22 protein-coding genes are annotated in these 26,545 nt (G+C 52.8%); 15 read left to right on the top strand and 7 right to left on the bottom strand.

Annotated features, from left to right (window positions below; all coding sequences use genetic code 11):
* Positions 1-33 precede the first annotated feature (33 nt).
* The 3 genes from IEY46_RS21955 to IEY46_RS21945 all read right to left on the bottom strand — a co-directional run bounded on the left by IEY46_RS21955 (position 34) and on the right by IEY46_RS21945 (position 2,397).
* The gene (locus IEY46_RS21955; protein ID WP_188996103.1) at positions 34-1,500 is read right to left on the bottom strand and encodes a methyl-accepting chemotaxis protein; all 1,467 of its coding nucleotides are present in this window, start codon (positions 1,498-1,500) and stop codon (positions 34-36) included.
* Positions 1,501-1,691: 191 nt separating this feature from the next.
* Positions 1,692-2,102, bottom strand: a complete 411-nt coding sequence (locus IEY46_RS21950; protein ID WP_229750458.1) for a DUF2752 domain-containing protein — start codon at positions 2,100-2,102, stop codon at positions 1,692-1,694.
* Complete coding sequence (locus IEY46_RS21945) at positions 2,083-2,397, bottom strand: DUF4234 domain-containing protein (protein ID WP_188995029.1); 315 nt, start codon at positions 2,395-2,397, stop codon at positions 2,083-2,085. The genes IEY46_RS21950 and IEY46_RS21945 overlap by 20 nt, the downstream gene beginning before the upstream one ends.
* A 723-nt stretch (positions 2,398-3,120) precedes the next feature.
* Here IEY46_RS21945 and thrS point away from each other — a divergent pair.
* From thrS to IEY46_RS21890, 11 genes are all read left to right on the top strand, one after another.
* Complete coding sequence (thrS, locus tag IEY46_RS21940; RefSeq protein WP_188995027.1) at positions 3,121-5,043, top strand: threonine--tRNA ligase; 1,923 nt, start codon at positions 3,121-3,123, stop codon at positions 5,041-5,043.
* Between the two features lie 171 nt (positions 5,044-5,214).
* Entirely contained in the window at positions 5,215-7,542 is a 2,328-nt protein-coding gene (locus IEY46_RS21935; RefSeq protein ID WP_188995025.1) for an AraC family transcriptional regulator, read from the top strand.
* Between the two features lie 663 nt (positions 7,543-8,205).
* Positions 8,206-9,135: an ABC transporter permease gene (locus IEY46_RS21930; RefSeq protein WP_188995023.1), complete on the top strand. Its 930-nt coding sequence runs from the start codon at positions 8,206-8,208 to the stop codon at positions 9,133-9,135.
* A gap of 21 nt (positions 9,136-9,156) precedes the next feature.
* Positions 9,157-10,044 (top strand): carbohydrate ABC transporter permease, encoded by an 888-nt coding sequence (locus IEY46_RS21925; protein ID WP_188995021.1) that lies wholly within the window; start codon positions 9,157-9,159, stop codon positions 10,042-10,044.
* 99 nt (positions 10,045-10,143) lie between these two features.
* A complete protein-coding gene (locus IEY46_RS21920) occupies positions 10,144-11,679 on the top strand; it encodes an ABC transporter substrate-binding protein (protein ID WP_188995019.1) in 1,536 nt (511 codons plus the stop codon).
* A 26-nt stretch (positions 11,680-11,705) separates the two neighbouring features.
* Positions 11,706-13,628 carry a DUF8034 domain-containing protein gene (locus IEY46_RS21915; protein WP_188995017.1) on the top strand — a complete coding sequence of 641 codons (1,923 nt, stop codon included), beginning with the start codon at positions 11,706-11,708 and terminating at the stop codon, positions 13,626-13,628.
* 121 nt (positions 13,629-13,749) lie between these two features.
* A complete protein-coding gene (locus IEY46_RS21910) occupies positions 13,750-14,655 on the top strand; it encodes an aldo/keto reductase (protein WP_188995015.1) in 906 nt (301 codons plus the stop codon).
* 34 nt (positions 14,656-14,689) lie between these two features.
* A complete protein-coding gene (locus tag IEY46_RS21905) occupies positions 14,690-16,582 on the top strand; it encodes a heparinase II/III domain-containing protein (RefSeq protein ID WP_188995013.1) in 1,893 nt (630 codons plus the stop codon).
* 21 nt (positions 16,583-16,603) lie between these two features.
* Positions 16,604-17,428, top strand: coding sequence for an amidohydrolase family protein (locus tag IEY46_RS21900; protein ID WP_188995011.1), 825 nt, complete (start codon positions 16,604-16,606; stop codon positions 17,426-17,428).
* A 27-nt stretch (positions 17,429-17,455) separates the two neighbouring features.
* Complete coding sequence (locus IEY46_RS21895) at positions 17,456-18,583, top strand: glycoside hydrolase family 88 protein (protein WP_229750457.1); 1,128 nt, start codon at positions 17,456-17,458, stop codon at positions 18,581-18,583.
* A gap of 21 nt (positions 18,584-18,604) precedes the next feature.
* Entirely contained in the window at positions 18,605-19,246 is a 642-nt protein-coding gene (locus IEY46_RS21890; protein ID WP_188995009.1) for a hypothetical protein, read from the top strand.
* 55 nt (positions 19,247-19,301) lie between these two features.
* On the opposite strand, the gene IEY46_RS21885 is transcribed toward IEY46_RS21890, so the two are convergent.
* A complete protein-coding gene (locus IEY46_RS21885) occupies positions 19,302-19,517 on the bottom strand; it encodes a hypothetical protein (protein ID WP_188995007.1) in 216 nt (71 codons plus the stop codon).
* Between the two features lie 87 nt (positions 19,518-19,604).
* The gene (locus IEY46_RS21880; RefSeq protein WP_188995005.1) at positions 19,605-20,504 is read right to left on the bottom strand and encodes a glycoside hydrolase family 43 protein; all 900 of its coding nucleotides are present in this window, start codon (positions 20,502-20,504) and stop codon (positions 19,605-19,607) included.
* A 196-nt stretch (positions 20,505-20,700) separates the two neighbouring features.
* On the opposite strand from IEY46_RS21880, the gene IEY46_RS21875 reads away from it, so the two are divergent.
* The 3 genes from IEY46_RS21875 to IEY46_RS21865 are packed head-to-tail and all read left to right on the top strand — an operon-like array spanning position 20,701 to position 23,039.
* Entirely contained in the window at positions 20,701-21,558 is an 858-nt protein-coding gene (locus IEY46_RS21875) for a protein phosphatase 2C domain-containing protein (protein ID WP_188995003.1), read from the top strand.
* Positions 21,559-21,580: 22 nt separating this feature from the next.
* Positions 21,581-22,369 (top strand): hypothetical protein, encoded by a 789-nt coding sequence (locus IEY46_RS21870; RefSeq protein WP_188995001.1) that lies wholly within the window; start codon positions 21,581-21,583, stop codon positions 22,367-22,369.
* A gap of 25 nt (positions 22,370-22,394) precedes the next feature.
* Complete coding sequence (locus IEY46_RS21865) at positions 22,395-23,039, top strand: phosphatase PAP2 family protein (RefSeq protein WP_188994999.1); 645 nt, start codon at positions 22,395-22,397, stop codon at positions 23,037-23,039.
* Positions 23,040-23,088: 49 nt separating this feature from the next.
* Here the strand turns inward: IEY46_RS21865 and IEY46_RS21860 are convergent, their stop codons facing one another.
* Complete coding sequence (locus IEY46_RS21860) at positions 23,089-23,568, bottom strand: 8-oxo-dGTP diphosphatase (protein WP_188996099.1); 480 nt, start codon at positions 23,566-23,568, stop codon at positions 23,089-23,091.
* 244 nt (positions 23,569-23,812) lie between these two features.
* Positions 23,813-25,753, bottom strand: a complete 1,941-nt coding sequence (locus IEY46_RS21855; protein WP_188994997.1) for an AraC family transcriptional regulator — start codon at positions 25,751-25,753, stop codon at positions 23,813-23,815.
* 170 nt (positions 25,754-25,923) lie between these two features.
* On the opposite strand from IEY46_RS21855, the gene IEY46_RS21850 reads away from it, so the two are divergent.
* Positions 25,924-26,520 (top strand): RNA polymerase sigma factor, encoded by a 597-nt coding sequence (locus IEY46_RS21850; RefSeq protein WP_188994995.1) that lies wholly within the window; start codon positions 25,924-25,926, stop codon positions 26,518-26,520.
* Positions 26,521-26,545 lie beyond the last annotated feature (25 nt).

Below are 26,545 nucleotides of genomic sequence, written 5' to 3'. Positions count from 1 at the left end.
AAGGAAGGCTATCCTATTCATTCCAATCCTATACTAGCGCTGGGTCATTTTGTTCAAATCAAGGGCGAGTCCGTCCAGCTGCAGGAAGCTTTCCTTGATTTGCGTAATTCGGGTATCCTGGGTGGTCATGCTGGCCGACATTTCTTCAACCGAAGCCATATTCTCTTCTGTCGTGGTTGCGATGGTTGCAATTTCTTCGGCTATTTTCGTATACTGCCGATGCACATCATCAGCCAGAAGCTGTACATGAGCAGCCTGCTCCTCAACGTTCAAGGAATCGCCCGAAAGATGATGCATCACGTCTGTGACGTGTTTGGTCGTGTGGCGGCTTTCAACAATGCTCTGTTTTCCAAGCTTGATCTGTTCGGCAGCCTGGCCGGTTTTCACACGGATATTTTCCAGAATTTCTCCGATTTCCTCCGTGGATTGTCTGGAGCTTTCCGCCAGCTTCCGGATTTCATTGGAAACGACGGCAAAACCTTTCCCATGTTCACCGGCCCGCGCGGCTTCGATAGCGGCATTAAGGGCCAACAGGTTGGTTTGGGAGGAAATATGATTGATTGTCGCTACAATCTCGCTGATCCGGCTGTTTTGTTCGCCGAGCTCTTCCATCAACAAGACGGAGTTATCAATGTTTTCATGGGCATGCTCTATTTTTTGCTCAAGCCGCTGTGCCTCTTCGCTTCCGTTCTTCGTCAATTTGACGGAGTTTTCGGATACATGCCTCATCTTTGTTGACCGGGAAACCATGGAAGCAGCCGTATCTTCAATGGAGTGAACGGATTCGCTGATATCCGATATGCTGCTCGTCTGTGTCTCAATGCTGGCTGTTACAGCCGAGAAAGCAGCGGTAACTTCTTGCGAGATCAGGCTTGTCGATGTTACATTCTGTTTGAGATTGGCATTGAATGCATGGAGAACCTCCAGGGAGGAGGAGATCCGGTCCACGATCGCTTGCGCGCGGTTTCCTTCGGTAATCGCATTTTCTCTTTGAGCCCCGGCTTCCATCTGCAGGCGTTCGCTAAATTTGGAAGATGCCAGGAGCGGCGCCGCAACTAAGGCTAAGTAGAGCATAATCGTAATCGGATCATTGTCTCCGAACATTTCCGCCTTATATGGACTCATGAATAAGTATACGCTCAGGATAATGCCTAATAGAGTTGAAAAAGCGAGCGCCCGGAAGCTGCTGTACAACGTCATAATTCCCATATTAACAAATATAAGAAAATAGGTCGTAATAACCGGACCCGTAATGATTAATAGCAGCGTTAAAACCGTAATAATGAGTGGTATGAAGTACATGACATAGTCGGAAAGCCAACGCTTGTATGTCATAATAGTGGCCATTCCGCAGGTTATGGATCCTACAATAACCAGAACAATAATGGAGCTTGAGGGCGCACCGGTAAGAAAGTCGACTGCGATGCCCAGGATAAGCATTCCCCAAATGATGTTGACGAGCAGTTTATTCCTTCTGTGCAGGGTATCGGAGTGGGACAATAGGATCAACCTTTCGTTTTTTTTGTAGGTACAATTGGTTATAACAGTAACATGATTCGACATTATTCATCAAGATAAAACAGGAATAAACAACCAGCTGCCGCAGCCGATTGTTTATTCTCGAACAAGAAGTGCAGAGTCCGATAGTCTATCCATATAAATTCGCTCAAGCCATATGGTCATTTGGCTATTTAACGTAATGTCGTCGGAGCCAGCCACTCCAATGCCGGAAGGTTTCTCAACAGCCCGAACATGAGGGTCACTGTCAGCATGACAGCCATCATCCAACGGCTTGCCCAGCGCATTTGATTCTTGTTTGCCAGCGTGTAAGCGATATACAATGGCGGAATTAGAAATGCCAGGAGGTTATATCTGATAGCCTGATAGACATCCAAATTCAACAATGAAAGAGCAGTCCTCGTCATGCCGCATCCCGGACAATACAACCCTGTCAATTCATGAAATACACAGGGAACCGGAATGTTGGTCACCGGCAGCCATATCTTCAGGTAGAACAAACCTCCCATGCCAAGCAGGCAGCCCCTGACAAGCTTTGAATTCCTCATGGGATGAAGCTCGAACTTATACCATTTTATTGACATCGATTTGCACCATGGCATACACGACAATCCCCAGGCCAAAGCAATTGAGGACCAGATAAAGAACGGAATTATCGGATACCATCAGCCCGCGTTTCCATTGTGCTTCCGCAACATGTTTGCCTACCTGATAAGCCCAAATAAAACTCCAAATTCCGCAGGTGACCAGAGTCAGCAGGAATTGTTTCCCGCCTGTGAACGAGGGGTCTCCGCTCAGCTCGCCGACTTCATCGGTTAATACGATAAACCAGTAGATGGCATAGATACCGCAAGTAACTAACGATAAACGCCATCCCAACGCTTCTTTGGTTAATCATTATAAACCTCCTATCATAGATTTGTTTACAGGCCATAAAGATTAACGCCTAAAGAATTGAAAATAATTGCTCCGATTATTTTTAAAACATAAAACAGTTTCATTGGTTAAGCGGATCTCATGACAAAAATCGCCATGATATGGCAAAAAACAACAATTTGATTATATGAAATACAATCTATAAATACAAGATAAAAATGGAATTTTTTCTTGGCTTGATCTAAGAGAATGCGAGAATAAATATGGAAAACAAAGGGAAAGGATTTAAACGTGAATTTCAAACGTGAATTCTCACAAACGTGAATGTCTGACTTGACCGAATGGCATCTATTCTTTATACTGTGGGAAATTGAATATGAGGCGATAATCAAAGACATGGTTCAACGTAACGGACTGTCCAGAGAAGGAGTCAAGGCTGAGAGCTCCCCGGTGACCGGATGTGGAATTACCCCTTTGTAGCCGTATTATTGAACCCGGCTTATGCTTTTTGCAGCGGCCGAAAGTAAATCAGACCGCGTCATCCCCGTTAACGGATGCATCAATGAGGATCCTGCTTGTCCATCAAGCTGCGCATATCGCAGCCATGGGGGCAGATCGAATGAGGGTGGAACCACGAGCTTGAACGCACTCGTCCCTTTCCAGGGATAGAGGCGTTTTTTTGCGTTCGCATATAACAGAAAATTGATGAAAAGGAGGACGAAGGAAATGGCGAATCAGCAGATTCAAGTGATGATGCAGGACGGAAAAATAAGAGAGGTGGAGCAGGGAACCACGGCACTGCAGATTGCCCAGGCGATAAGCTCAAGCTTGCGCAAAAGCGCCGTATGTGCCCGGATTGACGGGCATTTGGTTGATCTGAATACGGCGATTAACGCCGACTGCTCGCTCGACATTATTACGCAGGCCAGCGAGGAAGGTCTGGCTGTATACCGTCATAGCACGGCCCATCTGATGGCCCAGGCCATCACCCGGCTGTATGGACGGGATACGGTGAAGCTGGGAATCGGCCCGGTCATCGAAGATGGCTTCTATTACGATATGGATCTGGCGGAGCCGCTTTCTGTCGATGATCTGGGCGCGATCGAGGCGGAGATGAAGCGTATTGCGCAGGAGGACCTGCCGATTACCCGCCGGGAAGTATCGCGGGCCGAAGCGCTGCGTATTTTCGGTGAGCTTGAGGATCCGTATAAGCTGGAGCTGATTCGCGATTTGCCGGAGGATGCCGTCATCTCGATCTATGACCAGGGCGAATTTTTCGATTTGTGCCGGGGCCCGCATCTGCCCTCCACCGGCCTGATCCGTGTCTTTAAGCTGCAGAGTGTGGCTGGAGCTTATTGGCGCGGCGACTCCAACCGTAAAGTGATGCAGCGGGTATACGGAACGGCTTTCCTGAAAAAAGCGGAGCTTGATGAGCATTTGCACCGGCTTGAGGAAGCGAAGAAACGCGATCACCGGAAGCTGGGCAAGGAGCTTGAGCTGTTCATGTTCTCCGAGGAAGCGCCGGGTATGCCGTTTTATTTGCCGAACGGGATGATTATCCGGAACGAGCTGGAGGAATTCTCGCGGGGGGTCCAGCGGATGGAAGGCTATGAAGAGGTGCGTACGCCGCTGATGATGAATCAGCGGCTGTGGGAGGAATCCGGCCACTGGGACCATTACCATGAGAATATGTATTTTACTGAGGTGGATCAAACCAGGTTCGCGCTCAAGCCGATGAACTGCCCCGGCCATATGCTGATTTACAAGAATGCGCTGCGCTCCTACAGGGAGCTTCCGATCCGGCTGTCTGAATTCGGACAGGTGCACAGGCACGAGTATTCGGGCGCGTTGAACGGCATGATGCGGGTACGGACGTTCTGCCAGGACGATGCACATCTGTTCGTGCGGCCCGATCAGATTGCCGGGGAAATAAGCGCGGTTCTTTCTCTGATTGACCGGTTCTATGCGGTATTCGGATTCGATTACAGGCTGGAGCTGTCCACAAGACCGGAGGACTCCATGGGATCGGCGGAACTGTGGGAGGAAGCGGAGACGGCGCTGCGCAATGTTCTCGAAGACCTTGGCATCCCCTATAGGCTCAATGAAGGGGACGGGGCATTCTATGGGCCGAAAATCGATTTTCACATTCTGGATGCGCTGAAACGAAGCTGGCAGTGCGCCACGATCCAACTGGATTTTCAGATGCCCGAGAAATTCGATCTGGAATACGTCGACGAGCATAACCAGAAGCTCCGTCCAGTTGTCATTCACCGGGCTATTTACGGCTCCATCGACCGGTTTATCGGTATTCTCACGGAGCATTACGCCGGGGCTTTTCCGCTCTGGCTGGCACCTGTACAGGTCAAGCTGCTTCCTGTTTCCGATCCGTTCTCCGATTATGCGATGGAACTCAAGCGGCTGCTGGAGAAGGCCGGCATCCGTGCGCAGGCCGATCTGCGAAGCGAGAAGCTGGGTTACAAGATCCGGGAAGCGCAGCTGGAGAAGGTGCCGTATATGCTGGTGCTTGGGGAACAGGAGAAACAGGCCGGTACGGTGGCGGTCCGCAGGCGCGGGGAAGGCGATATGGGGTCCATGAGTGCCGGGGAGTTAACGGAGCTGCTGCTGAAGGAGATTGCAAGCCGCAGGTAGCGTTTTCGGATAATGAGTTTGGTTTGATCTTGAAGAAGGGCCGGGTCATGCGGGGAGACGGTTTCCCGCGGGCCCGGTTTTCTTTTGCGAGGGTGCTCGGATTCGCTCGTAGCGCAATCTGCCTTCGTGATATAATGTCGGCAAGATATAGCTGGCGGAGAGGGGTTCCCTATGGGTTTAATTGAGCTTTACCGTTCACGAAACTACTTTAAACGAATTTTCTATACCACGATCCTGCTTATCGTGCCCCTGCTGCTGATCTTCTGCAGCGTACTGTATATTTTCTCGCGCAATACGGCGCTCGAGCTGCAGCAGCAGTCCAACAACAAAGTGCTCAGTCAGATCAATTACAACATCGACAATCTGAATGAAATGGTCACCAACCTGACCGTTTCCACCTTTAACGACCGCGACATTATTTCCTTATTAAATAGCCCCTCGCTGGATATGTTCCAGTTCTACAACAAGCTGGAGAAAATGGACCGGGTTCTGATATCCAACCCTTATCTCAGCTCGATTGCTATTTATAACAGCTCAAACAAGTGTTATTACTCAACTGCCTTTCGATCGCCGATATCGTGCGGGGTGAAGGAGTCCAACAACATCCTGAAAGCGTTTTTATCAGAAAACCGTACCTTCCCCAAGCTGACTCTGCTGCCTATGACGGAAGAGGATGGAGCGGGCAAAGGCTCGGTGCTGTCGCTGCTGATCTATAGCTCCGCGGGCGACTATACACCCAATCAGAGTGTGCTCATGCTGAATGTAAAGTCAAGCTGGATGTTCGATAACATCCGCATGATCAACGAGTTGACCGATGCGGGGTCCGGCTATGCTTTTATTGTAGACTCCCAAGGCAAGCCGTTCAGTCCCCGCGAACAGGCGGCTCCGGATGACAGTATTATGGAAGAGCTTGATGGAAGGCTGCACAATATCGAAGCTCCCTCGGGATCCTTTATTGCCAGAACCGAACAGGGCAAACAAATCGTCAATTATCTAACCTCCAAAGTGAACGGCTGGAAGATTGTCATTGTGCAGCCGTATGATGCGGTATTTGGAAAAATCAATGCCCTGGGCACATTTTCGCTTGCTGCCTTGCTGCTGTTTGTCGTGATTTCGCTGCTTGTCGCCGCAATCGCTTCTATGAAGCTGTATAAGCCTGTCGGGCGGCTGATGAATCAGTTGAATCTTCCCCCTACCCTGGACCGTGAGCGGATGAGCGGCAGCAGGGATGAGCTGGGTTATCTGTCCTACGTCTATGAGGATATGCAGACAACAATGAGCGTGCTGCGCCATGACAGCGAAGCGAACCGGGATGTTCGGCGGCATTATTTCCTGAAGCGCTGGTTGCTGGACAGCAGGGGGATTTCGGGGGACGAATATGAAGATTACTGCCGGGAACGCGGCCTGGATGCCGGCTCCACCTTTGTGCTCTGCCTGCTGAAGATTGACGACTACGTCAAATTCCGCGATTCCCGCAATGAGCTGGAGCAGAAGCTGGTCAAATTCGCCGCAACGAACATCATGAAAGAGATTGTCGCTTCCCATGATGCCGACCCGGAAGTGGAAATGGCAACTGACCATCTGGTGCTTCTGCTCCGTCTTCCGCAAGGAGAGGAGCAGCCCGCTCCCGGCCTGATAGACCGGTTAAAGCTGATTCAGGACACGGTAAGCGGCTATTATAAGCTGACGCTTACCGTAGTAGCGGGCCAGCCCTTCAACGATTACAGGCAGCTGACCGGACAATATGAGCGGCTTCAGTTTTATTCCCTGCACCGGATGATTCTGGGCAAACAGGCGATGATTACCCCGGACCTCTATGCAGTGGAGGCGGCCGAAGCCAATGAACCGATACCGCTCGATCTGGATCGGCGGCTCGCGGAGAGCATCCGAAGCAATGATCTGGCTGCCATGAAAGCCAGGCTGGACGATTGGATAGGCTGGGTTAAAGGGCTCCATATCGAGCATATTGATTTTGCCGTGCTGCAGATTGTTGTGGTCATCCATCAGACCATACGTGAGCTCAACATTCAGCATGTGCAGACGGTGATGAGCAAGCTGAAGCGGTACACCAACCAGATTCTGGAGCAGGAAACGCTGGAGGATATCAGGTCGCAGATCGAGCTTGTGCTGGAAGAGATGGTCAATGAGCGCAATGACGTCAAAACGGACAAGCAGAGTTTTCTGGTGGATGCTGTGAAAGAGATCATACAGCTGAATTATACCGACCCGAATTTGAGTCTGCAGGGTATTGCGGCCATTATGAAAATGTCCCCGGCTTATCTGGGCAGGCATTTCCGCAGCAGCGAGTCGCTGTCGGTGGCCGATTATATGAACCAGGTCAGACTTTCGGTAGCCATGCAGCTGCTGGAGCAGGGGGAGGACAGCGTACTCGAGATCATGCACAAAGTCGGCTACAGCAGTGAAAGCAACTTCTTCAAGCTGTTCAAGAAAAATATTGGCATGACCCCGGGCGAATACCGGTTGGCAAGGAAAGGGTAGCGGTGAAGCATTCATAAATACCGATGAAGGGGGTGAGCGAAGCTCGCCCCTGATTTTATTATTCTGCAGCACCGGACCAGTTGAAAGCACATGCGGACGACAGCCGTCATGCAACACCACACCGCACGCTGGGAGCTCTGCACGGTGCGAAAACAAAGTGAATTGCTGCTGGCTCGGAGCGGCAGCAAGGTTTTACCGGCTTAGAGCAGGAAAAGGATGGCGGAGCGAGCTGCAGTGAGGTATTTCCTGCTTAGAGATACCGAAGGCGGCAGTCTGAGCGGGACATCGAGCGGCAGCAAGGTAATTCCTGCTTAGGGCAGGAAAAAGATGACGGAATGAGCTGTAGTGAGGTATTTCCTGCTTAGAGCTACTGAAGGAGGTATAGGTGCCGCATGTCGTAAATATTCCAATCCGCATGTCGGGTTGCAGGCAGAATGTTCGACCTGGCGCGGTCCAAGCAACAGGCGCAGCCGAAGCTGCAGCCAGGTTCTCTCAGTTGTTTCTCCCCTAAAAAACACATTTTGACAGCCATGTACGAAATGAACAGTCCACCCTAAAAACCCGGAAAGTACGCAAAAAATAGCCCATGTATGAATTTAGCAGTATTCAACTGGGCAGGGATAGCCGCATAATCGGGGTAACACATCAGAGAGGGGTGAGGCCATGAATTCGACCAATCGGTTTCGCGCCGGATGGAGACGATGGAACAAAAACCGGCAGCTGTTCATTCTTACACTGCCCGCTATATTGTTCAAGCTCGTTTTTAATTACCTTCCGCTTATCGGATTGGTAATCGCTTTCAAAAATTATAATTACGCAAAAGGGCTTCTGGGCAGTGACTGGGTGGGCTGGGACAACTTCAAGTTTTTCTTCACATCCGACAATGCCTTCCGCATTACCCGCAATACAATTTTGTACAATGCGGCCTTTATCGTCCTGACCATTCTGATTGCCGTTACGCTGGCCGTGCTGATGAACGAAATCAACCGGCGCTGGCTGAAGCTTCATCAGACCGTACTTATTCTTCCTTATTTCCTGTCCTGGGTTGTAATCAGTTACGTTACGCTCGGGTTTTTCGACCAGTCCAGCGGTTATTTGAACGAACTGCTCGTCCGCTTCGGCTATGATCCGGTCAAATGGTATCAGGAGTCGAAGTACTGGCCTTTCATTCTGGTGCTGGTGAAGCTGTGGAAAATGGTAGGCTTCTCCACGTTGATCTATTACGCAGGCATTATCGGAATCGACACCAGCTATTATGAAGCGGCCCGGATTGACGGAGCGAACAAATGGCAGATTATTACGCGGATCACCGTTCCGCTGCTCGTTCCGCTGATTGTCATCCTCTTCATCGTGGATGTGGGCAATATTTTCCGCGCTGATTTCGGGCTGTTCTATTTCATTCCCAATGATACCAGCTTCCTGTATGGAACGACGGATGTTATCGATACGTATGTGTACCGTTCGCTGCGCGTCGTCGGGAACATCGGAATGTCCACCGCAATCGGTCTTTATCAATCCATCGTCGGTCTTGTGCTGGTACTGACGGCCAATGCAATCATCAAAAAAGTCAATTCGGACAATGCCTTATGGTAGAACGTCAGGAGGTGGGAATCCATGCAAAACACAGCCGGCGCTAAGTCCGCGCAGTTTATGATTAATCTGTTTTTTCTGCTGCTGTCGGCGGCAATCGTTATTCCGCTGCTGCTCGTCATTTCGATATCCATATCCGAAGAGAACTCGCTGATCACGGAAGGCTACCGGCTTATTCCCAGCCATATCAATTTCAGCGCGTACGAAATGATTCTGAAAAGTCCCGGCCAGCTCCTGCATGCGTATGGCGTAACGATTCTGGTCACCGTAGTCGGTTCCATCGCGGGCCTGCTGCTGACCTCTATGGTCGCTTATTCCATATCCCGTGCGGATTACAGCTACCGGCGCGCGACCACGCTGTATGTGTTTTTTACGATGCTGTTCAGCGGCGGCCTGGTACCGTTCTATATTCTCGTAACCCAGTATCTGGGCCTTAAGGATTCCATCTGGGCCTTGATTATCCCATATTTGATCAATCCCTTCTACGTACTTATTATGAAAGGCTTCATGGAGAAGCTCCCGGGGGAAATCTATGAATCGGCAAAAATGGACGGGGCCAGCGAATACCGCATTTTCTTCAAAATCGTTCTGCCCCTGTCCACCCCGGCGCTGGCTACGGTCGGCTTGTTCATCTCCTTTGCATATTGGAACGACTGGTGGCTGGGACTGCTGTTTATCGACGACCAGAAGCTGGTACCGCTGCAGCTGCTGCTTTACCGGATTATGAACACGATCGATTATTTGTCCAACAACCTGGACCGGGTCAACGTTCAAGTCGACATGACGCAATTTCCGAAGCTGTCCGCCCGGATGGCGATGGCCGTTCTGGCTGCCGGACCGATGATGTTTGTGTTCCCGTTCTTCCAGCGGTATTTTGTAAGCGGCCTTACCGTAGGTTCGGTCAAAGGTTAATTGGTTCTTCCGCTTCTGCCGCCCCATGGAGGCAGGACAGTTACACATAAAGCTTCATTTGCTCAGATCGTCATAAACAAAATCGGGAGGTTAAAAGAAATGAGAAAAGCAAAAAGCAAGGTATTGGTGGTTATGCTTGGCTTGATGGTCCTGATCCTGGCAGCCTGCGGCTCAAACACCAACAACGGCAATGGCGGGAAAAACAGCACGAACACCCCGGACTCGGGAGCCGCAAACGGCGCCGGGGACAAAGGGGCCGACACATCCAAAGAAGTTGCGCTCACCTGGTATTTCCCGGTCTCCGCTGTTCCGGCCAATATGGATAAGGTAGCGGCGGAAGCGAACAAAATCATCAAAGAAAAAATCAACGCGACTGTCAAATTTATTCCTGTGGCATTCGGCGATTACACCCAGAAGATGAATACCGTTGTCGCCTCCGGCGAGAAAACGGATTTGATCTGGACCTCCAACTGGAATTTCGATTATGTGCAAAATCAGGGGAAGGGCGCTTTCCTCGCGCTTAATGAGCTGATCGACAAGTATGCGCCGGACGTAAAGGCAAGCATGCCGGATTTTGTCTGGAAAGCAACGGAAATTGACGGTCAAATCTATGGCATTCCCAATTACCAGACGGTGACGAACAAGGAAGGTTTCCTGATTCAAAAACGCTACGTCGACAAGCTTGGCATTGACATCAGCACGCTGAAAAAGCCTTCCGATCTGACTCCTATCCTGGAAAAAATCCATGCGGACGACAAAAGCCTAACGCCAATGGGAATGGATAACAGAGGGAAATTCGGCAACATGTATCGTACCTACAATTTAGAGAATGTCATCTCGAATATAGCGGTGATCAATCTGGATGCTCCCGACAAAATCGTCAATCAATACGAGACGCCGCAATATGAGGAATATTTGGCCCTGATGCATGACTGGTTCGAAAAAGGCTATATCAATCAGGATGCGGCCACGCTCAAGAACGCCAACACGCTGAATTTGACCGGAAATGTTATTACTTCGTACCATAATGTATTGAAGCCGGGCGGCGAAGCGGAGTCGAAAGTTCAAATGGGCGGGCAGGATATGGTTTATGTTCCCGTAACCGATGTGTACTCCGGCACCAATACGATTATTACGACCATGCAGGCGGTCAGCCGGACCTCCGAGAATCCCGAGCGGGCCATGCAGCTGATTAATCTGGTCAACACAGACAAGGAATTATACAATTTACTGATTTATGGAATTGAAGGCACCCACTATACAAAAACCGATGATGGTAAGGTGAAGCTGATCCCGGACAGCGGTTATGCGCTTAGCGATTGGGTGCTGGGAAATGTGTTCAACGGTTATGTGCTGGACGGCAAGGACCCGGAAGTAGCCAAGCAGACAAAAGAAGAGAATGAATCCGCGAAACCTTCGCCGATTATGGGCTTCAAATTCAAGTCGGATGCGGTTATGTCGCAAATTGCCAATGTCACCTCAGTAGTTGATGAATATGCCCCTGGCTTGAATACCGGCGTTATCAGCGCAGCGGATAAGCTGGCCGAATTCCGCAGCAAGCTCAAGCAGGCAGGCATCGACGATATTATTGCAGAGGCGCAAAAACAGCTTGCGGAGTGGAAGGCTTCACAGTAAGGTTACGTAAAGGAGCGAATGACACCATGTCTTTATTGGGAGAACGGGCTGAAATGCCTGTGTTGCAGGCGGATGCGCTATGGGCGCCTCCGCAGTGGGCTCTGACGCAGCGTCTGCTGATTGATACGTTGAATCAGGCGGCGCCGGAATTCATTGCCCGTTATACACGGCCGGACGGAACCTTGATCTGGCGGGATAATTGGCCCGGCATGGACGGATCGGACGATCCTTATGAAGCGTTCATGTATTTGTCCCTGCTTTATACAATCGGCGGCAGCGAGGAGGTGAAGCGTCTTTCCCTATTCATGTGGGAGGCGCTCACCTGGCAGTGGACCCAGTATGGCCAGATTCATCGCGAATTTGATGCTTATTATGATTGGATGCATCACGGTGAAGGCTACTTGTTTTTCTACTTCCTGGGGATGAGCGATCCGCAGTCGCTGAAGAACAGGCAGCGTTCAGTCAGATTTGCCAATATGTACACCGGCGACGATCCCGAAGCGCCCAATTATGACAAGGAATTGCGGCTGATTCGTTCACCCATTACGGGCAGCCGCGGTCCCCGGTTCGATATGACCGAAGAAGACTGGATGACCCATCGCGGGGTGCTGGATGATTATCCGGCGCCCTTCGAGGATCTGGAAGGCGTCGATTATGCCAGCGGCAAATGCCGCTGGTCCGACGACGTGATTTACCGGCAGATCATCCAGCGCATGAACGAGCGCAAGGCCAAAGGCGATGTGCCCCTGAACCTCAATGCAACAGGGCTTGTTACGCATGCTTTCCTGTATACCGCAGATGAGGATTACCGCAGCTGGGTGCTGGGTTATTTGGAAGCCTGGAAAGAGCGGACGGATAATAACGGGGGGCTTACCCCCGACAATATCGGGCTTAGCGGGATCATCGGGGAATACAATGACGGCAAATGGTGGGGAGGTTATTACGGCTGGCGTTGGCCGCATGGCTTCATGACGATCATCGAGCCGATGATCAATGCGTCGATGAATGCGCTGCTGCTGACGGGCGACAACTCCCAGCTCGACCTTGCGAGGAGCCAATTGGATATGAACTGGAGCCTGGGCAAGGAAGATGAGGAGGGCAACTGGGTCACGCCGAACAAACATACGGATAATGGCTGGACGGATTATCGGGTTCCGAACGCCGTATACCCGGTCCATCTGTGGACGGCTTCCATGAGCGAAGAAGATCTGCAGCGCGTCCGGCGCATTGCTATTCCGGAGCATCTGAAGCAAATCGACATTCCCTCCGTTTCGGGAAGAAACCCGGTAACAAGAAAAGAAACGAAACATTTCAACGGCAATCTGATTCCGTGGTTTCTGTTCATGCAGGGGGAATTTCCGGATTATCCCCAGCGCGCCCTGGATGCCAATTACCGTCTTATTGCGCAGCAGCTGGGCAAAATGCGCTCCGCGGCAGGCGATCCGGCGGGATGGGACTGGGAAGATATCAACGGCATCCATACCTGGCAGGAGATGTGTCCGGTCTATATGGAATCGCTGGTGCAGCTGACCTTCGGCGCGCCTACGCATATTTCGCATGGCGGTCTTCAGCAGGCACGTCTGCGTTATTACGACGGCATCGGCAGAAGGCCGGGACTGCCGGAATCGGTCAGCGCTCTAATCGACCAGTTATCCGATGATTCGGTTACCGTGACGTTAATCAATACCAGTCTCTTCGAAGAGAAGGAAATCATTCTGCAGGGAGGAAGCTTCGGGGAGCATGATTTCCTGGAGGCTGACTTGTATGACGAAACGGGCAACAGGACGGATACCGTGAAGGTCTCCGGCAAATGGCTGCTGGTCCGGCTGGGCCGGGGAGCAGGCGTCAAATTAGCGCTTAAGATGAAGCGTTATGCGAACAGGCCTTCTTACGATACGCCATGGCAGCAGTCGGAAAGCGCGCATCTTCTGCGCGGCAGAATTCAATAGTCCGGTGATGAACGCCGAAGCGGGCGGAAAACGATCCGGGGAAGCGTTAGCTGTAAGCTTTCAACAAGAAAGCTGCTTCGGCAGGATTAAATCACCGGACTTCCAAAGGGAGGTAACTTGCATGCAGTATACGACGCTGGGACAAACCGGCATACGGGTATCCAAGCTTGGACTTGGCGGTGCTCCGCTGGGCGGCGATTTCGGCGCAACAACGGAGGAGGAGATCGAGCGCGTCATTCATACCGCGCTTGATTCCGGCATTAATTTCATCGATACGGCTCCGTTATACGGCAATGGGCAAAGCGAGCTCCGTATCGGACGCGCCCTGAAGGGACGGCGTGCCGATACGGTGCTTGCGACCAAAGCGGTACGGAGGGACCAAGCCTATACGTACGAGAACACCATGAGCTGCTTCGAGGACAGCCTTCGCCGCCTGCAGACCGACTATATCGATCTTATTCAGCTTCATGAGCTGGAGCGGACGAACTTCGAGGAAGCGATGAACGGAACGGTCGCGGCTTTTCTGAAGCTGAAGGAAGAGGGCAAGGTACGGGCGATCGGCGTCAATGCGGGCAAGCCTGAAATTTTGCTTCCTTTCATTGCCAGCGGCAAAATCGATATGGTGCAGAATTACGGCCGTTATATGCTGATCGATTTCTCCGCCAGGGAGAAGCTGCACCCGTTCGCCAGAGAGCACGGGGTCGGCATCATTAACGGAAGCGTACTTGGCATGGGGATGCTTGCCGATTCACCAGCTCCTTTCCTGGCCAATCGTGAAATGCTGGAGGAAGCGGAACGGCGCAAGGCACAGCTGGATTTTCTCCGCAAGCCGGGTCCGAAGGGGCTGATCGAGCCGGCTATGCGCTTCAGCTTAACCTGTCCGGATATTGCGGTCACGTTGACCGGCACAAGCTCCGTACAGTCGCTGCTTAAAAATATCGGCTACTGCGACGGGCAAGGGCTAACGGAGGCGGAGCAGACGCTTCTGTTTGGCTTGTTTGATGGGCTTGCGCCCGTTTTCGGCTGAACCGCCACTGTATAGGGAGGGGAAAAGGACCATTATGGGGATCGATCAACTGACACTTCGCGAGCTCAAGACGGCGCTTGAAGAGGCCGAGAGGGAAGGATTTACCTTGTTTCCCGAATCCTTATCAGCCGACAACTGGAAGAAAAGTGCGGAAAATCCGCTGTTTGCGTCCCTTTGGCGGGAGGTCCGGGAGAAAGGCTCCGATTACGCTTCCCGTCCGATTGAGGTGCTGCCGTTCTCCGAATTTATCCTCTTCGGATCGACGGGAGACCGGCAGATCTTCGAGGCCAAAATATTCGAGCGGCGCAAGCGGCTATCCGTCCTTGCGCTGCTGCGGCTGACAGACGCCCCCGGCGAATGGGATGCGCCGCTTGCGGATTGCCTGTGGGCGATGTGCGAGGAATCGACATGGGTGTTCCCGGCCCATGTCGGACTGTACCGCAACGCCTACCCGGAAGATATCTGGGACCGGGAGACCGCCCCGCGCGAATCGGTGGACCTGTTCGCTGCGATTACAGGCTTCGCGCTTGCTGAACTCTCTGCTATGCTGGGCGATTCGCTGCATCCATGGATTCGGGAGCGGATCCGCAAGGAACTGGATGCCCGCATCTTCGGACCATTCTTCCGTGACCCGGCGCCCCAAAACTGGGAGATGAAGACCAACAATTGGCCTGCAGTTTGCGCGGCGGGCATCGGTGCGGCCGCCATCTATGAAGAGCGCGACAGCGAGCGGCTGTCAGGCATGCTGTGGCGGATTATTGAAGCCATGCGCAATCACCTTGCCGGCTTCGACGAGGAAGGGGCGACGGCCGAGGGCGTGGCTTATTGGCAGTTCGGTTTCGGATTCTACGTATATTTCTCGGAGCTGCTGAAGGAGCGCACGGGAGGACGGATCGATCTGCTGGAAGGCGACAAAATCGGCAAAATCGTCCGGTTTCCGAATGCTTGCCTGCTATCAGAGAGCAAAGTGGTTAACTTCTCCGACTCCGTGGAGCGGGTCGATTTTAATCTCGGTTTGTTTGCCCGGCTGCAGGCGCGGTTTGGCGATATTGCGGTGCCGCAGCAGAAGCCGGAGGTCAACCAGCTGTTCACGTATTGGGCGAACACAAGCCGGCTGATGATGTGGACGCTTCGGGAAGCGGCGGAGAAGTCCGAACCAGCGGCTTCCGGGATCGAGCGGGCCGCCTCTACAGCAGGCGGTAGTTCACCGGTTCATGAGGATTATTATTTTAAAGGCCATCAGTGGGCGATATCCAAAAGCCGGTACGGAGAGGCTTTCATTGCTTTTGCCGCCAAGGGAGGAAACAACGGGGAGCCTCATAACCATAATGATTTGGGGCATTTCCTGCTTCATATGAACGGGGATACGGTGCTGGCCGATCCGGGTGCGGGCTTTTATACGCGGCAGTACTTTCAGCCGGATTTCCGTTATGAGACGCTGACAGCGGGCTCGCATGGGCATTCCGTTCCGATTATCGGAGGCCGGAGGCAATCGGCGGGCAAAGAATATCAGGCCAAGGTCATCCATTATTCACGATCAGATGATGAGGTCGTTTTTGAATTGGATTTAGCCGGCGCCTACAACTGTCCAGGATTGAAGGAATTAACCCGCCGCTTTCGCTGGGAGCGTTACGAAGACGGCAAGCTGGAGCTGATTGTGACCGATTCGGCAGGGTTTGAAGGACAACCGCAATCGCTGGTCGAAGTGTTTATTTCAGCGGTTGAACCGGTTCAGACTGAAGCTGGCACGCTTAAGCTTGGGCCTGTGGACATGTTTTATGCCGCCGATGCATTCGAGCTTGAGATTGATCCGCAAATCGTCACAGGCATAAGCGGCGAAGGGCGTATGTTCTACCGCGTGCTGCTCTCCGCATCCAGTCCCGCTCTGCGGATGGAGAGCGAAGTGCGGTTTAAATGGCGGGTATGACGTAAAAAAGGAGGGAACGGCATGTATGCAGACAGTCATGTTCATATGTGGGAGCTGGCGCGGGGGGATTACACCTGGATTCCTCCAGGAGATCCCGTCATTGCCCGGGACTATGTACCGGCGGAGCTGCTGCCGGCTCTGGAACGGAATCACGTAACGGCGGTTATTCTTGTCCAGGCTGCGGCAACGGTTGCAGAAACGGACTATATGCTTTCTCTCGCCGGGCAGTATCCGTGGATCACAGGAGTGGTCGGAGGGATGAGCCTTCTGGCGGACGATTTCGATCAGGAATATGACCGGCTGCGGCAGAATCGCCGCTTCGCCGGTATCCGCATCAACGGCACCGATATTCCCGATGCCGGAAGCGAAGCCTGGAATCTGCTGCTCTCCAGGCTGTCCCGTCTGGAAGCGGACGGGCTGACGCTGGATGTTCTGGCGCATGCCGTGCATCTGGAATCCATCGCCCTGCTGCTGCCTGAGCTGCCGGATCTTACGGCCGTCATTAATCATCTGGGTATTCCAGGGGTCAAGGACGGTGCATGGGAGCCGTGGAATGCGGGGGTTTCCCTGCTGGCGGGGCTGCCGGGAGCCGCCTTCAAAATCTCCGGCATGCTGACCCAGGCAGGAGGATACCGTCCCGAGCTGCTTTATCGTTATGTTCATCGCCTGTGCGGGGCGGTCGGTCCGGAACGGGTACTGTTCGGCAGCGACTGGCCGGTCGCCCTGCTCGGAGGCACATATGACGAGGCGGTCGCGCTTTTTGAAGCTGTCCTGCCACCGGAATGGGGCGAGCGTGAGCGCGGCCTTGCCCGCTGCGGCAATGCCCTGCGCATCTATGGGGCGTAGGAGCCTTTTATAAAGGAAGGGGGAGCAGTGTTGAATCAGGAAGAGATGCAGCTGCAATGGGCTGAGGACAAGTGGCGGCAAATCATCGCCAAGGTCGATCTTACGAGCCGGAGAATCGGGGACTCGTTCCCCTATGCTTCGATTGATGGACAATATAATAATGAGCTGGCGGACTGGTGGACGAATGGTTTTTGGCCGGGGCTGTTATGGCTGATTTACCGGGAGACCGGGGATCAGCGGCTGGCAGGCCTGGCAGCTTCGGTCGAAAGCAAGATGGATGCTCCGCTTCAGGAGTATGAGCCTTTGCATCACGATGTCGGCTTTATGTGGAGCCTGACATCGGTGGCGCGGTACAAGCTTCTCGGCGAGCCCGATTCCAGGCGCCGGGCTTTAACAGCGGCGAGCCATCTGATGGGCCGCTATAACGCCAGGGGGAAATTTATCCGCGCCTGGAATCAGCCGGAGCGGACGGGCTGGGCGATCATCGACTGCCTGATGAATCTCGGATTATTGTATTGGGCGAGCGAAGAGACCGGTGATCCCCGCTACCGCCATGTAGCGATGGAGCATTCGGATATGGCGCTGCGGGAGCTGATCCGTCCGGACGGGTCTTCCTGTCATATCGCAAGCTTTGATCCGGAGACGGGGCAGCGGCTGGAAACGATTGCCGGTCAGGGATATGCGGCCGATTCGGCCTGGGCCCGCGGAGCTGCCTGGGCGCTGTACGGAATGGCCCTTGGCGCCCGGTATACGGGAGAGAGCCGGTATCTGGATTCCGCTAAGCGGACGGCAGAGATGTTTCTTTCCCATCTGCCGGAGGATGGACTGCCGCCTTATGATTTTCGCGCTCCCCTTGAGGAAGGAATGGGGATGGATTCAAGCTCCGCTGCCTGCGCGGCAAGCGGGATGCTGGAAATCGCTCTGCTCGTGCCTGCAGGCGAATCCGGGTTCTACCGGGATGCGGCCGCAGGCATGCTGAGCAAGCTGGACCAGCGCTGCGGGGCATGGGATGATGCTGGAGAAGAAGGTTTGCTGCGCTTTGCAACCGCCAATTATCCGAAGCGGGCGCATGTGAATGTGCCTTTGATCTATGGCGACTATTTCTTTGCGGAGGCGATCTGCAAGCTGAGAGGACATAGGGAGCTGTTCTGGTAAATCATTGGGAGGAATGCGGGGATGAGAAGACAATTAGCCTATTCTGTGCTGAGGCCCGGAGGATTTGCGCCCTTGCAGCGTATTCTGCAGGAGCAGGGACCTGCGCTGCGGGCATCGCTTGAGCGGGAGGGGGTGCAGACCTTCTCTGTGTTTGCCGCAGAAGCAGAGGTATGTCTCTACTATGAGACGGCTGGCGGTGATTATACATTCGAGTGGGGACCGGAAGCAGATGAGTGGCTGGAAGCCTGGCCGGGTAAAGACGCGGGACTCACGGCGGTTCCCATGATCGATATATTTCATGACGGGGTGCCGGAGGATCCGCAGTCCTGGCGCGGGGGACGTACGGTGGAGAAGCGCGTGGGATCGGTGGCGATGCTGAAGCCGGAGCAATTCGCTTCTTATGTGTTCTATCATTACCAGCTGCAGGAAGAGAAGCCGGAAGGTTTCAACAAAACCTATATCATCGGTTCCTTCGGTACGCTGCTGTTCTCTTATCAGGAGCTTCCTGCGGCAGTAAGCGGCACGCCAAGGAAAGGACTTCTCGATACAAGCAATACGCCGGATAACTGGCATTCAACGATGGAGCCTCATTTTGTACCCTGGGAAAATGCCGAATCCGGCCAGGAGCTGTGGCGTCCAATGGAGCTGATTTTCAGCTTCTGACCACGGTTCCTGACCGCGCAGCGTAAAGAAGTGGTATTATTGCGGCCGCTTTAAGCTAGCGTTTGCGCAGCTCAAAAAACTCGCAGCCTGTTCGGGAATGATAAGCAACATCGCTGACACTGGATTGAATCACGACGGTCTGCTCGTCGAAACGGACGATGACTCCTCCGGTATCGACAATATGGTCATCCTGAAAAACGCGGATGCGGAATTGGCGCTCCAGCGCCTCCTCGAAATCCCGGTCAGTCAGTAAACGGCGGTGCTGTGCCAACCTTCATCTTCCTTCCATTCAACCGATCCTTATAAGGATCGGTTCTTTATCATTTTATTTGCTGCCTTAAGAATAAGCGGCTGGTTGTCATCGGTGCAGGTATTCATCCCCTTGATCCCGGATTACGAGCGTGCGGTTCTCTTCCTTCACTTCAATAATAACCGGACGCTCGTCGGGATGGGAATTCGGCGTATGGATAGTAAGCAGCAGCCGGTCGCTGAAATCGCGGAACAGCATGCCATGGCCGCCATCCTTGGCAAATAACGGCTCGGCGTCCTGCGTCCAGGGCCCGGCGATGCTGCCGCTCTGCGAACGGGCAAGTCCCATCGCATATCCCTGGCTGCCCTGGCTCGACCAGAGCATGACGAGGCCGCCGTCTTCCAGTCGGTGCAAGAAAGGGCCGTCGGTCACATATTCACCCTTGGGGCTGCCGACCGACCAGGGCGCTTCCGATGCATGAAAAAGCAGCTGCGGTTCGCCAATGGTTCCATCCAGCTCCGCCGTCAAGCGGACCGCGTACATTTCGCCATCTGTCACCTGCAGCCATTCCCGGCAGAAAACCATCCAGGGACTGCCGGCGTCGTCGAGAAATAAAGTGCCGTCCAGGCATTCCCAATCCGCAGGTGTGACAGGCCCCTGTCCATGCGGACGGAAGGGGCCTTGCGGATGCTCCGCGATAAGAATCTGCGTTGCCCGCGAGATGCCTTCGGCCTTGAAGGAAGCCAGCATGTAATAATGATTGCCGTAATGATGCACTTCAGGGGCCCAATAATGGTGGTCTGACCAGAAATCGTCATCAGGCCGGAATGCAGGGGCCGGGCCGTCCCAATTCACAAGATCGCGGCTCCGGTAAACATTAAAGCCGCTGGGCTGTCCCGACCAGGCGGTTTTCCCGGTGGTCCCGTACAAATAATAGACGCCTTCGCCCTCTTCCTTCACAGGCAGAATGAACGGGTCCCGGATATGGATTTCCGACAGTGTCTTCATTCTATTGCCCTCCTTAACAAGCATGGAATAGGTGCTGTATGTATCGAAACCATCATATAGGCAATGAATAAAAAAGTCGAGTGGTTCCGGCCCATCATCATGGAATGGCGCTGATGAGGCAGCCAGGTCAAGGCTTGTATGCCGCAGGATTGTCAGCCATAATGGTTTTTAGGAGATTTGATGGGAGGAGTAGAATGTGAAAATAACGAGTCTGTCCGTTAAAGGCGTCAGCCCATGGAATGAAGATGCGCTGATCATCAATGAATCCGCCGGGGTATTCGGCGTTGTGGATGGAGCCACATCGCTTGTTCCTTATACCGGAGCGGGAGGAGAGACCGGGGGTTATCTGGCTGCGCAGCTGATTGCCCAAACCTGCGACGCCATGGCGCAAGATGCCGGCAGGCTTTCGCCGCTGGGCTTGCTTGAGGAAGGGAACCGGCTGCTGCGGGGACGAATGGTTGAAGCAGGCATACGTCCGCAGCAGAAGGAAGAGCTGTGGAGCGCCTGCGCCGTTCTGATCCATGTCGAAGAGCATGGCATCGCCTATGCCCATGCCGGAGATTGCATGCTGGCGGCTTATTATGAGGACGGCTCGATAAGGATCGTCACGCATGATCAGCTGGCACCTGTTGACGACAGGACCAAAGAGGTCTGGGCGCAAGGCGTGGCATCGGGATTAAACACAAGGGACGAGCTGTGGGCTTATGCCAAGCCGCAAATTATAGTGGGACGGGCACTCGCCAACTCGCCCGGAGGTTATGCTGTACTGAACGGCGAGCCGGATTTTGTGGAATATGCGGAATACGGGCGCATTAGCCGAACCGGTGTGGTATCGCTTCTATTGCTGTCCGATGGTTTGTACATCCCTACAAGGGCGGGCGAGTCCGATCGCGAGGGGGCGCTTGCGGTTGCCGTCCGGGTTAAGGAGATGGGCCTCCAGCCGTATATCGAATGGCTGATCGCTCTTGAGGAGTCCGATCCGGACTGTACGGCATTTCCCCGGGTTAAGAAATCGGACGATAAATCGGCCATTTATATTGATTTCGCTGAATAATCGCAGAGGGGGAAGGCCGTGCATGTTCGACTACTATGTGGGGATCGATTATTCGGGCAAAGCTTCGCCCAGGCAGAAGCATACCTCCATTCAGATATTCGAGGCGGACGAAAGAGGTGAACCCCGCCGCGCGCTAGGCAGCAGGAGCTGGTCGCGACAGGGATGTTATGCTTATCTGGCGGGCCTGCTCAGGGAGCAGCGGGAAGGCAGGCGGGGGACCATGATTGCGGGTATGGATCATGGCTTCTCTTTTCCTTTATCCTATTTCCGCGGGGAGCTTCCGCATAAGCCGGCGCTGTATTCATGGCTGGATTTTCTGCAGCATTTCGATCAGCATTGGGGTGAGGCACGGGAGAAACCGGTTTCGGCGATTTCTTCTCCCATGCTGCCGTACCCCAATCCAACCGAGCTGAGGCTGACGGAGAAATTTACCTCTTCCGCAAAGAGCGTGCTTCATTTGAATCCGACGCTGATTTCCGTGGCGTTCTCCACGCATGCGGGTCTTCCGTGGATCTATGATCTTCGCCGAGAGTTCAGCGATGTCGTGCATATATGGCCTTATGACGGGCTTTCGCCGCCCTCTCAAATGAGCGTGATTGCGGAGGTTTATCCATCGCTGCTGTACAACCGTTATTCATACCCCGGCGAGCTTGCCAAGCGGGACGAGCGGGATGCTTATGCCATATCCATGTGGCTCCAGGAGCAGGACAGAACGGGCGGGCTGCACCAGTATATGCGGCTGGCGACGCTCACGCCGCAGCAAATTTCGGAGGTTGTCCCGCTGGAAGGCTGGATCCTCGGCGTGCTGTAACAGCTGAAAGAGAGGAAAGAAACAAATGTGGGTACTATTGTTGCTGCTGGCTTTGGCCGGATTCGGAGGATTGTCCCTGCTCGTTCAAAGAGACAGCATAAGGGAGTTTGACCTCTCGATCATACATACCGTGCAGGGCTGGGAGAATGATTATTTCACCCGGATCGCCAAAACGCTGTCTTTCATTGGGTCATCCTCGGTGACGATTCCGCTAGCGCTGTCGATCGCCGTTGTGCTTGCAATCGTACTCAAGCACCGCAGGGAAATCATATTGTTCGTGGGTACCCTGCTGGGTTCGTGGCTGCTCAACGCAACTCTGAAGTCTCTGTATCAACGTGCGCGGCCGGATATTCACCGGATCGTGACGGAAGCGGGCTTCAGCTTTCCAAGCGGTCATTCCATGTCGGCGTTCAGCCTGTATGGGATTCTAACGTACCTGCTGTGGCGGCATCTGCCATCCAGAGGGTGGAGGATTGCTTTGATCCTATTCAGCCTGTGCATGGTTCTGGGCATCGGCCTTTCCCGGATCTATCTCGGGGTTCATTACCCATCCGACGTGATTGGCGGCTACTGGGTCAGCGCCTGCTGGGTCACCTTATGCATCCGGTTGTTTATGATCTGGCAGAAGCGGACCGCGGCCCGCAGAAATGGATCGTCGAGTGACGCATAAACCGCCATATTGTCTGCCAAGCCCAGAGCAGGGCCGGCTTCTCCGCCGGCTAGATGCGGCTTATGCTCAGCCGGATCTGCTCTCCCAACTCCCAGCGTTCGTATATCTCGAAAGTCCCTTCTGCGAAAAAAAGCGGCAGTCTGCGCCTGAACCAGGGCTGCATGGGATAGTCCGCGGCTTCGCTGACCGGTATCCACCGCAATTCCCCTTCCGGGGGATTGCGCAGCAGCTCGCCCTCGAAGGATGTTGCCACGTAATTAAAAACCATATACCGCAGCTGCTTCTCCATATCCACAAATTCATCCAGTCCCTTGTAAACAAGATTCCCTACCCGAAGGCCCGTCTCTTCCCAAACCTCGCGAATGGCACCTTCCGTCAGACTTTCGGGGAAGTCGACCTTGCCGCCGGGCCCGATCCACCCTGGGAATCCGCGTTTATCCGGCCTGTTGAGGAGCAGCACCTTGTCCCCGTCCTGCACCAGACACATCGTATATAAAACAATATTTACATTTATGGCGTTCTCACTCATCGCAAGCTGCTCCTGTCTGTTTGTCATTCATGAAACATTTATCAAAGGCAGTTTTATCTACTTTAATTCAGACATACAGCCTGTTTCAACATGTTTTTTTTCTCTTCATTGACCGATAACTCTACTGGCCCGGACGTTATCCACCAGAAAATGAAAATAACGAAGGCAACAAATGGATAGTCCATTTTGCCTTCGTTATTGAACAAACAGCTTTCTAAGTAAGGCCTAAGTCAGAGCAGCTCGGTCAGCTGCCAGCCAGCCAGTCCGCCAATTCTTCCGTCTGGCTGAGTATGGCTATCGGATCCCAGTACCATGAACGGTCGCTTCCCCATACATATACTCTATCCTTCTTGACCGCATCCAGTGAGCTCCAAATCGGATCAGCTTTCAGATCCTCAAGGGTATGCGAATCGGAAGTCAGGATCATGTAATCCCCCGCATATTTAGGCAATGCCTCAGCGGATATGGAGGCCCAGCCTGGATCATTCAGTTCATCCCTGACGGCAGCAGGCGGCTTGAAGCCTAATCCTCCGTAAATCGCTTGTCCGCCTTTGCCGTAGTTTGCTCCAACCGCGGAAATGTCTTTATTCATGACTTCCAGAATGGAAATCGTGCTATCGGCCGGCACGACCTTCAATACTTTTTGTTTGGCTGCGGCAATGCGGCGGTCATAATCAGCGAGCCAAAGCTCTGCCTCCCGTTCCTTTCCGAGCAGTTTGCCAAAATAGGTAAGTTCCTCGTGGACGGTCTTCAGTGATGCAAAAGGAATGATAACGGTCGGTGCGATTTTGGGCAGCTGTTCATTCATTTCAGCATAGGTGTCATCCATTATAATAAGATCAGGGTCCATCTCCAGGATTTTCTCCATGTTGCCGTTCCCTTCCCCGATATCCTCGACGCCCTTCAGAGCATCGCCGAAATAAGGATTCTTAATATGATGATTGGATGTTCCGACAGGGACAATGCCCAGCGCAATCAGACTTCCCAAGTATTCGCCTGCTACGATGCGCTTGGGATGCAGCGGAACTTCGATCTCACCGGCAACCGTTGAAATCGTTTTAGTTTGCGGTTGCTCAGTGGGAGGAGCCGCCGTCTTTGTTGACGGGTCATTCGTTTTTGTTGATGAGCCATTCGTTTTCGCTGTGCTTTCTCCCCCGCAAGCGCTCAACAATAGCATGAAAGTTAATACGAACACCGCCCCTACGGACGGTCTGAATCCTCTAGCCATGGGTAGTTCTCCCTCTCCATCATGTTGATAATGATTATCATTAACATTAGTATAGCGGAGTGATTTCCGGGAGACAATGGAGGATCTCATGCTGATGGAAGGATAATCTTCTAGCCTGCGTTTACTCGAGTGTTCCAATTTGTAGTTTGCCGGTGAAAGGCCTTTGTATTTTTTGAAAAGTCTTCCTAAGTAATAGGGATCCTGATAGCCAACGCCTGCAGCGATTTCTCTTAGAGCGGCATCGGTATCAAGCAGAAGCGCTGCTGCCTTGTCAATGCGTACTTTGATCAAATAATCAATGGGACTAAGACCCGTCCGGCTTTTGAAGTAAGAGGATAAATGCGGAATGCTGTAATTCAAGCTTTCGGATAATGACTCTAACGTAATGGCCTCCGCATACCGCTCATGAATAATGGAGATGATCTGGGCAGCTAGATCGCGCTTCTCTGGACGCACACCCTGCAACTGCATTTGTTTCAACAAATCATAAACAAATTGGTGGAGCAGCGCCCTCACGCGCAGCCGGCCCAGGGAGTCGGCAGATTGCCACTCCTTAAGCATGTCTGTCAGGCAGCGATATAGGGCAACCGGATTAGCAGGCACAAAGCTGTACTGGACGTGAAAGGGCTGGACCCGCTCCACCAGATCGGTTATTTTCTGTCGGGCAGGCAGCGGTATGCTGGCTTTATAATAAACGATATAATATTCAAATCCTTCCAGGCCGGCGCAAATATCCATTCGTGTACCTTTTCCGGCATGAAAGATCTTGAAGCTTCTGGCATTGTAGCCTGTGCCGTCCAGAAGGAGTTGCGCGCTTCCTTGAACAGACATCAGAAAAAAACTGGCAGGAGCGAGGTATGAAGCTATGGATTCATCCGCGTTCATCTTGATGCGGCGAATATCAAAAATTTTACAATGAGCATGATTCCATGACTCCAACTGATCATGCATGTCCATTCTGCTACAAACCTGCCTTCCCTATTTGGGCTTATTGGGGTCTACGTTATGATTATATCTTATAAATGAGATTTATTCTCAATAGATATGTTTTAAGATTTTCATCCAGGTTTCATATTGATTTCATAATTGCCTGCTACACTGTCATAAACAGTGAGGAGGCCGTGTGCATGAAGCCGTGGGTTAAATTTGAAGACATCATTACCCCGCATCTGAATCATTTGCGGACTTATTGTTTCTATTTAACGGGTTGCAAATGGGAAGCGGAGGATTTGCGCCAGGAAACGCTGCTTCGTGCCTTTAAGCATTACCGCAGCAAAGGAGAGTTCCGGTATCCCCGATCATTGCTGTATAAAATAGCCCGAAATGTCCATATCGACACGTATCGCCGGCGCCGGGGCATAATGGTGCCTTTGGATGAAGCGGGCGAGCAAGCATACAACGACCACAATTACGCCTCTGTACGGGGCATATTGGAATGGGTGGCGGAGCATCTATCGGAGCGTGAGGTAGAGATGCTGCTGCTTGCCGAAGTTTTTCGTTATTCGTATCAGGATATAGCAGACGAATTGGACTGTACCGTCCCAGCGGTAAAAATGGTTCTCTTCCGTTCCAAGCAGGTTCTGCGCAAGCGGGGAGCCCAGCACCGCCTTACCGGTGAACTGATTTCTCTGCAGCCGCAGCAGAAGCCTCCCATGCGTATGCCAAGACGAACCTTTGTCGTCGATCGATGGACCCGTGCGGTCCTGAAATATGAGAGCAGATAACTTCGTATGAATGATTAAATAGATT

This window comes from Paenibacillus nasutitermitis (assembly GCF_014641075.1).
GTDB lineage: Bacteria > Bacillota > Bacilli > Paenibacillales > Paenibacillaceae > Paenibacillus_Z > Paenibacillus_Z nasutitermitis.
Note: the sequence above shows the minus strand (reverse complement) of the source record. Positions and strands in the feature narration are given on the sequence as shown.

Bases quoted from the DNA above. Each gene is read 5' to 3' on its own strand.
- IEY46_RS21925 (WP_188995021.1), top strand. From the start codon at position 9,157: ATGCAAAACACAGCCGGCGCTAAGTCCGCGCAGTTTATGATTAATCTG.
- IEY46_RS21900 (WP_188995011.1), top strand. From the start codon at position 16,604: ATGTATGCAGACAGTCATGTTCATATGTGGGAGCTGGCGCGGGGGGAT.
- IEY46_RS21950 (WP_229750458.1), bottom strand. From the start codon at position 2,102: ATGTCAATAAAATGGTATAAGTTCGAGCTTCATCCCATGAGGAATTCA.
- IEY46_RS21930 (WP_188995023.1), top strand. From the start codon at position 8,206: ATGAATTCGACCAATCGGTTTCGCGCCGGATGGAGACGATGGAACAAA.
- IEY46_RS21920 (WP_188995019.1), top strand. From the start codon at position 10,144: ATGAGAAAAGCAAAAAGCAAGGTATTGGTGGTTATGCTTGGCTTGATG.
- IEY46_RS21870 (WP_188995001.1), top strand. From the start codon at position 21,581: ATGTTCGACTACTATGTGGGGATCGATTATTCGGGCAAAGCTTCGCCC.
- IEY46_RS21890 (WP_188995009.1), top strand. From the start codon at position 18,605: ATGAGAAGACAATTAGCCTATTCTGTGCTGAGGCCCGGAGGATTTGCG.
- IEY46_RS21865 (WP_188994999.1), top strand. From the start codon at position 22,395: ATGTGGGTACTATTGTTGCTGCTGGCTTTGGCCGGATTCGGAGGATTG.
- IEY46_RS21855 (WP_188994997.1), bottom strand. From the start codon at position 25,753: ATGGACATGCATGATCAGTTGGAGTCATGGAATCATGCTCATTGTAAA.
- IEY46_RS21860 (WP_188996099.1), bottom strand. From the start codon at position 23,568: ATGAGTGAGAACGCCATAAATGTAAATATTGTTTTATATACGATGTGT.
- IEY46_RS21905 (WP_188995013.1), top strand. From the start codon at position 14,690: ATGGGGATCGATCAACTGACACTTCGCGAGCTCAAGACGGCGCTTGAA.
- IEY46_RS21935 (WP_188995025.1), top strand. From the start codon at position 5,215: ATGGGTTTAATTGAGCTTTACCGTTCACGAAACTACTTTAAACGAATT.
- IEY46_RS21850 (WP_188994995.1), top strand. From the start codon at position 25,924: ATGAAGCCGTGGGTTAAATTTGAAGACATCATTACCCCGCATCTGAAT.
- IEY46_RS21880 (WP_188995005.1), bottom strand. From the start codon at position 20,504: ATGAAGACACTGTCGGAAATCCATATCCGGGACCCGTTCATTCTGCCT.
- IEY46_RS21915 (WP_188995017.1), top strand. From the start codon at position 11,706: ATGTCTTTATTGGGAGAACGGGCTGAAATGCCTGTGTTGCAGGCGGAT.
- thrS (WP_188995027.1), top strand. From the start codon at position 3,121: ATGGCGAATCAGCAGATTCAAGTGATGATGCAGGACGGAAAAATAAGA.
- IEY46_RS21910 (WP_188995015.1), top strand. From the start codon at position 13,750: ATGCAGTATACGACGCTGGGACAAACCGGCATACGGGTATCCAAGCTT.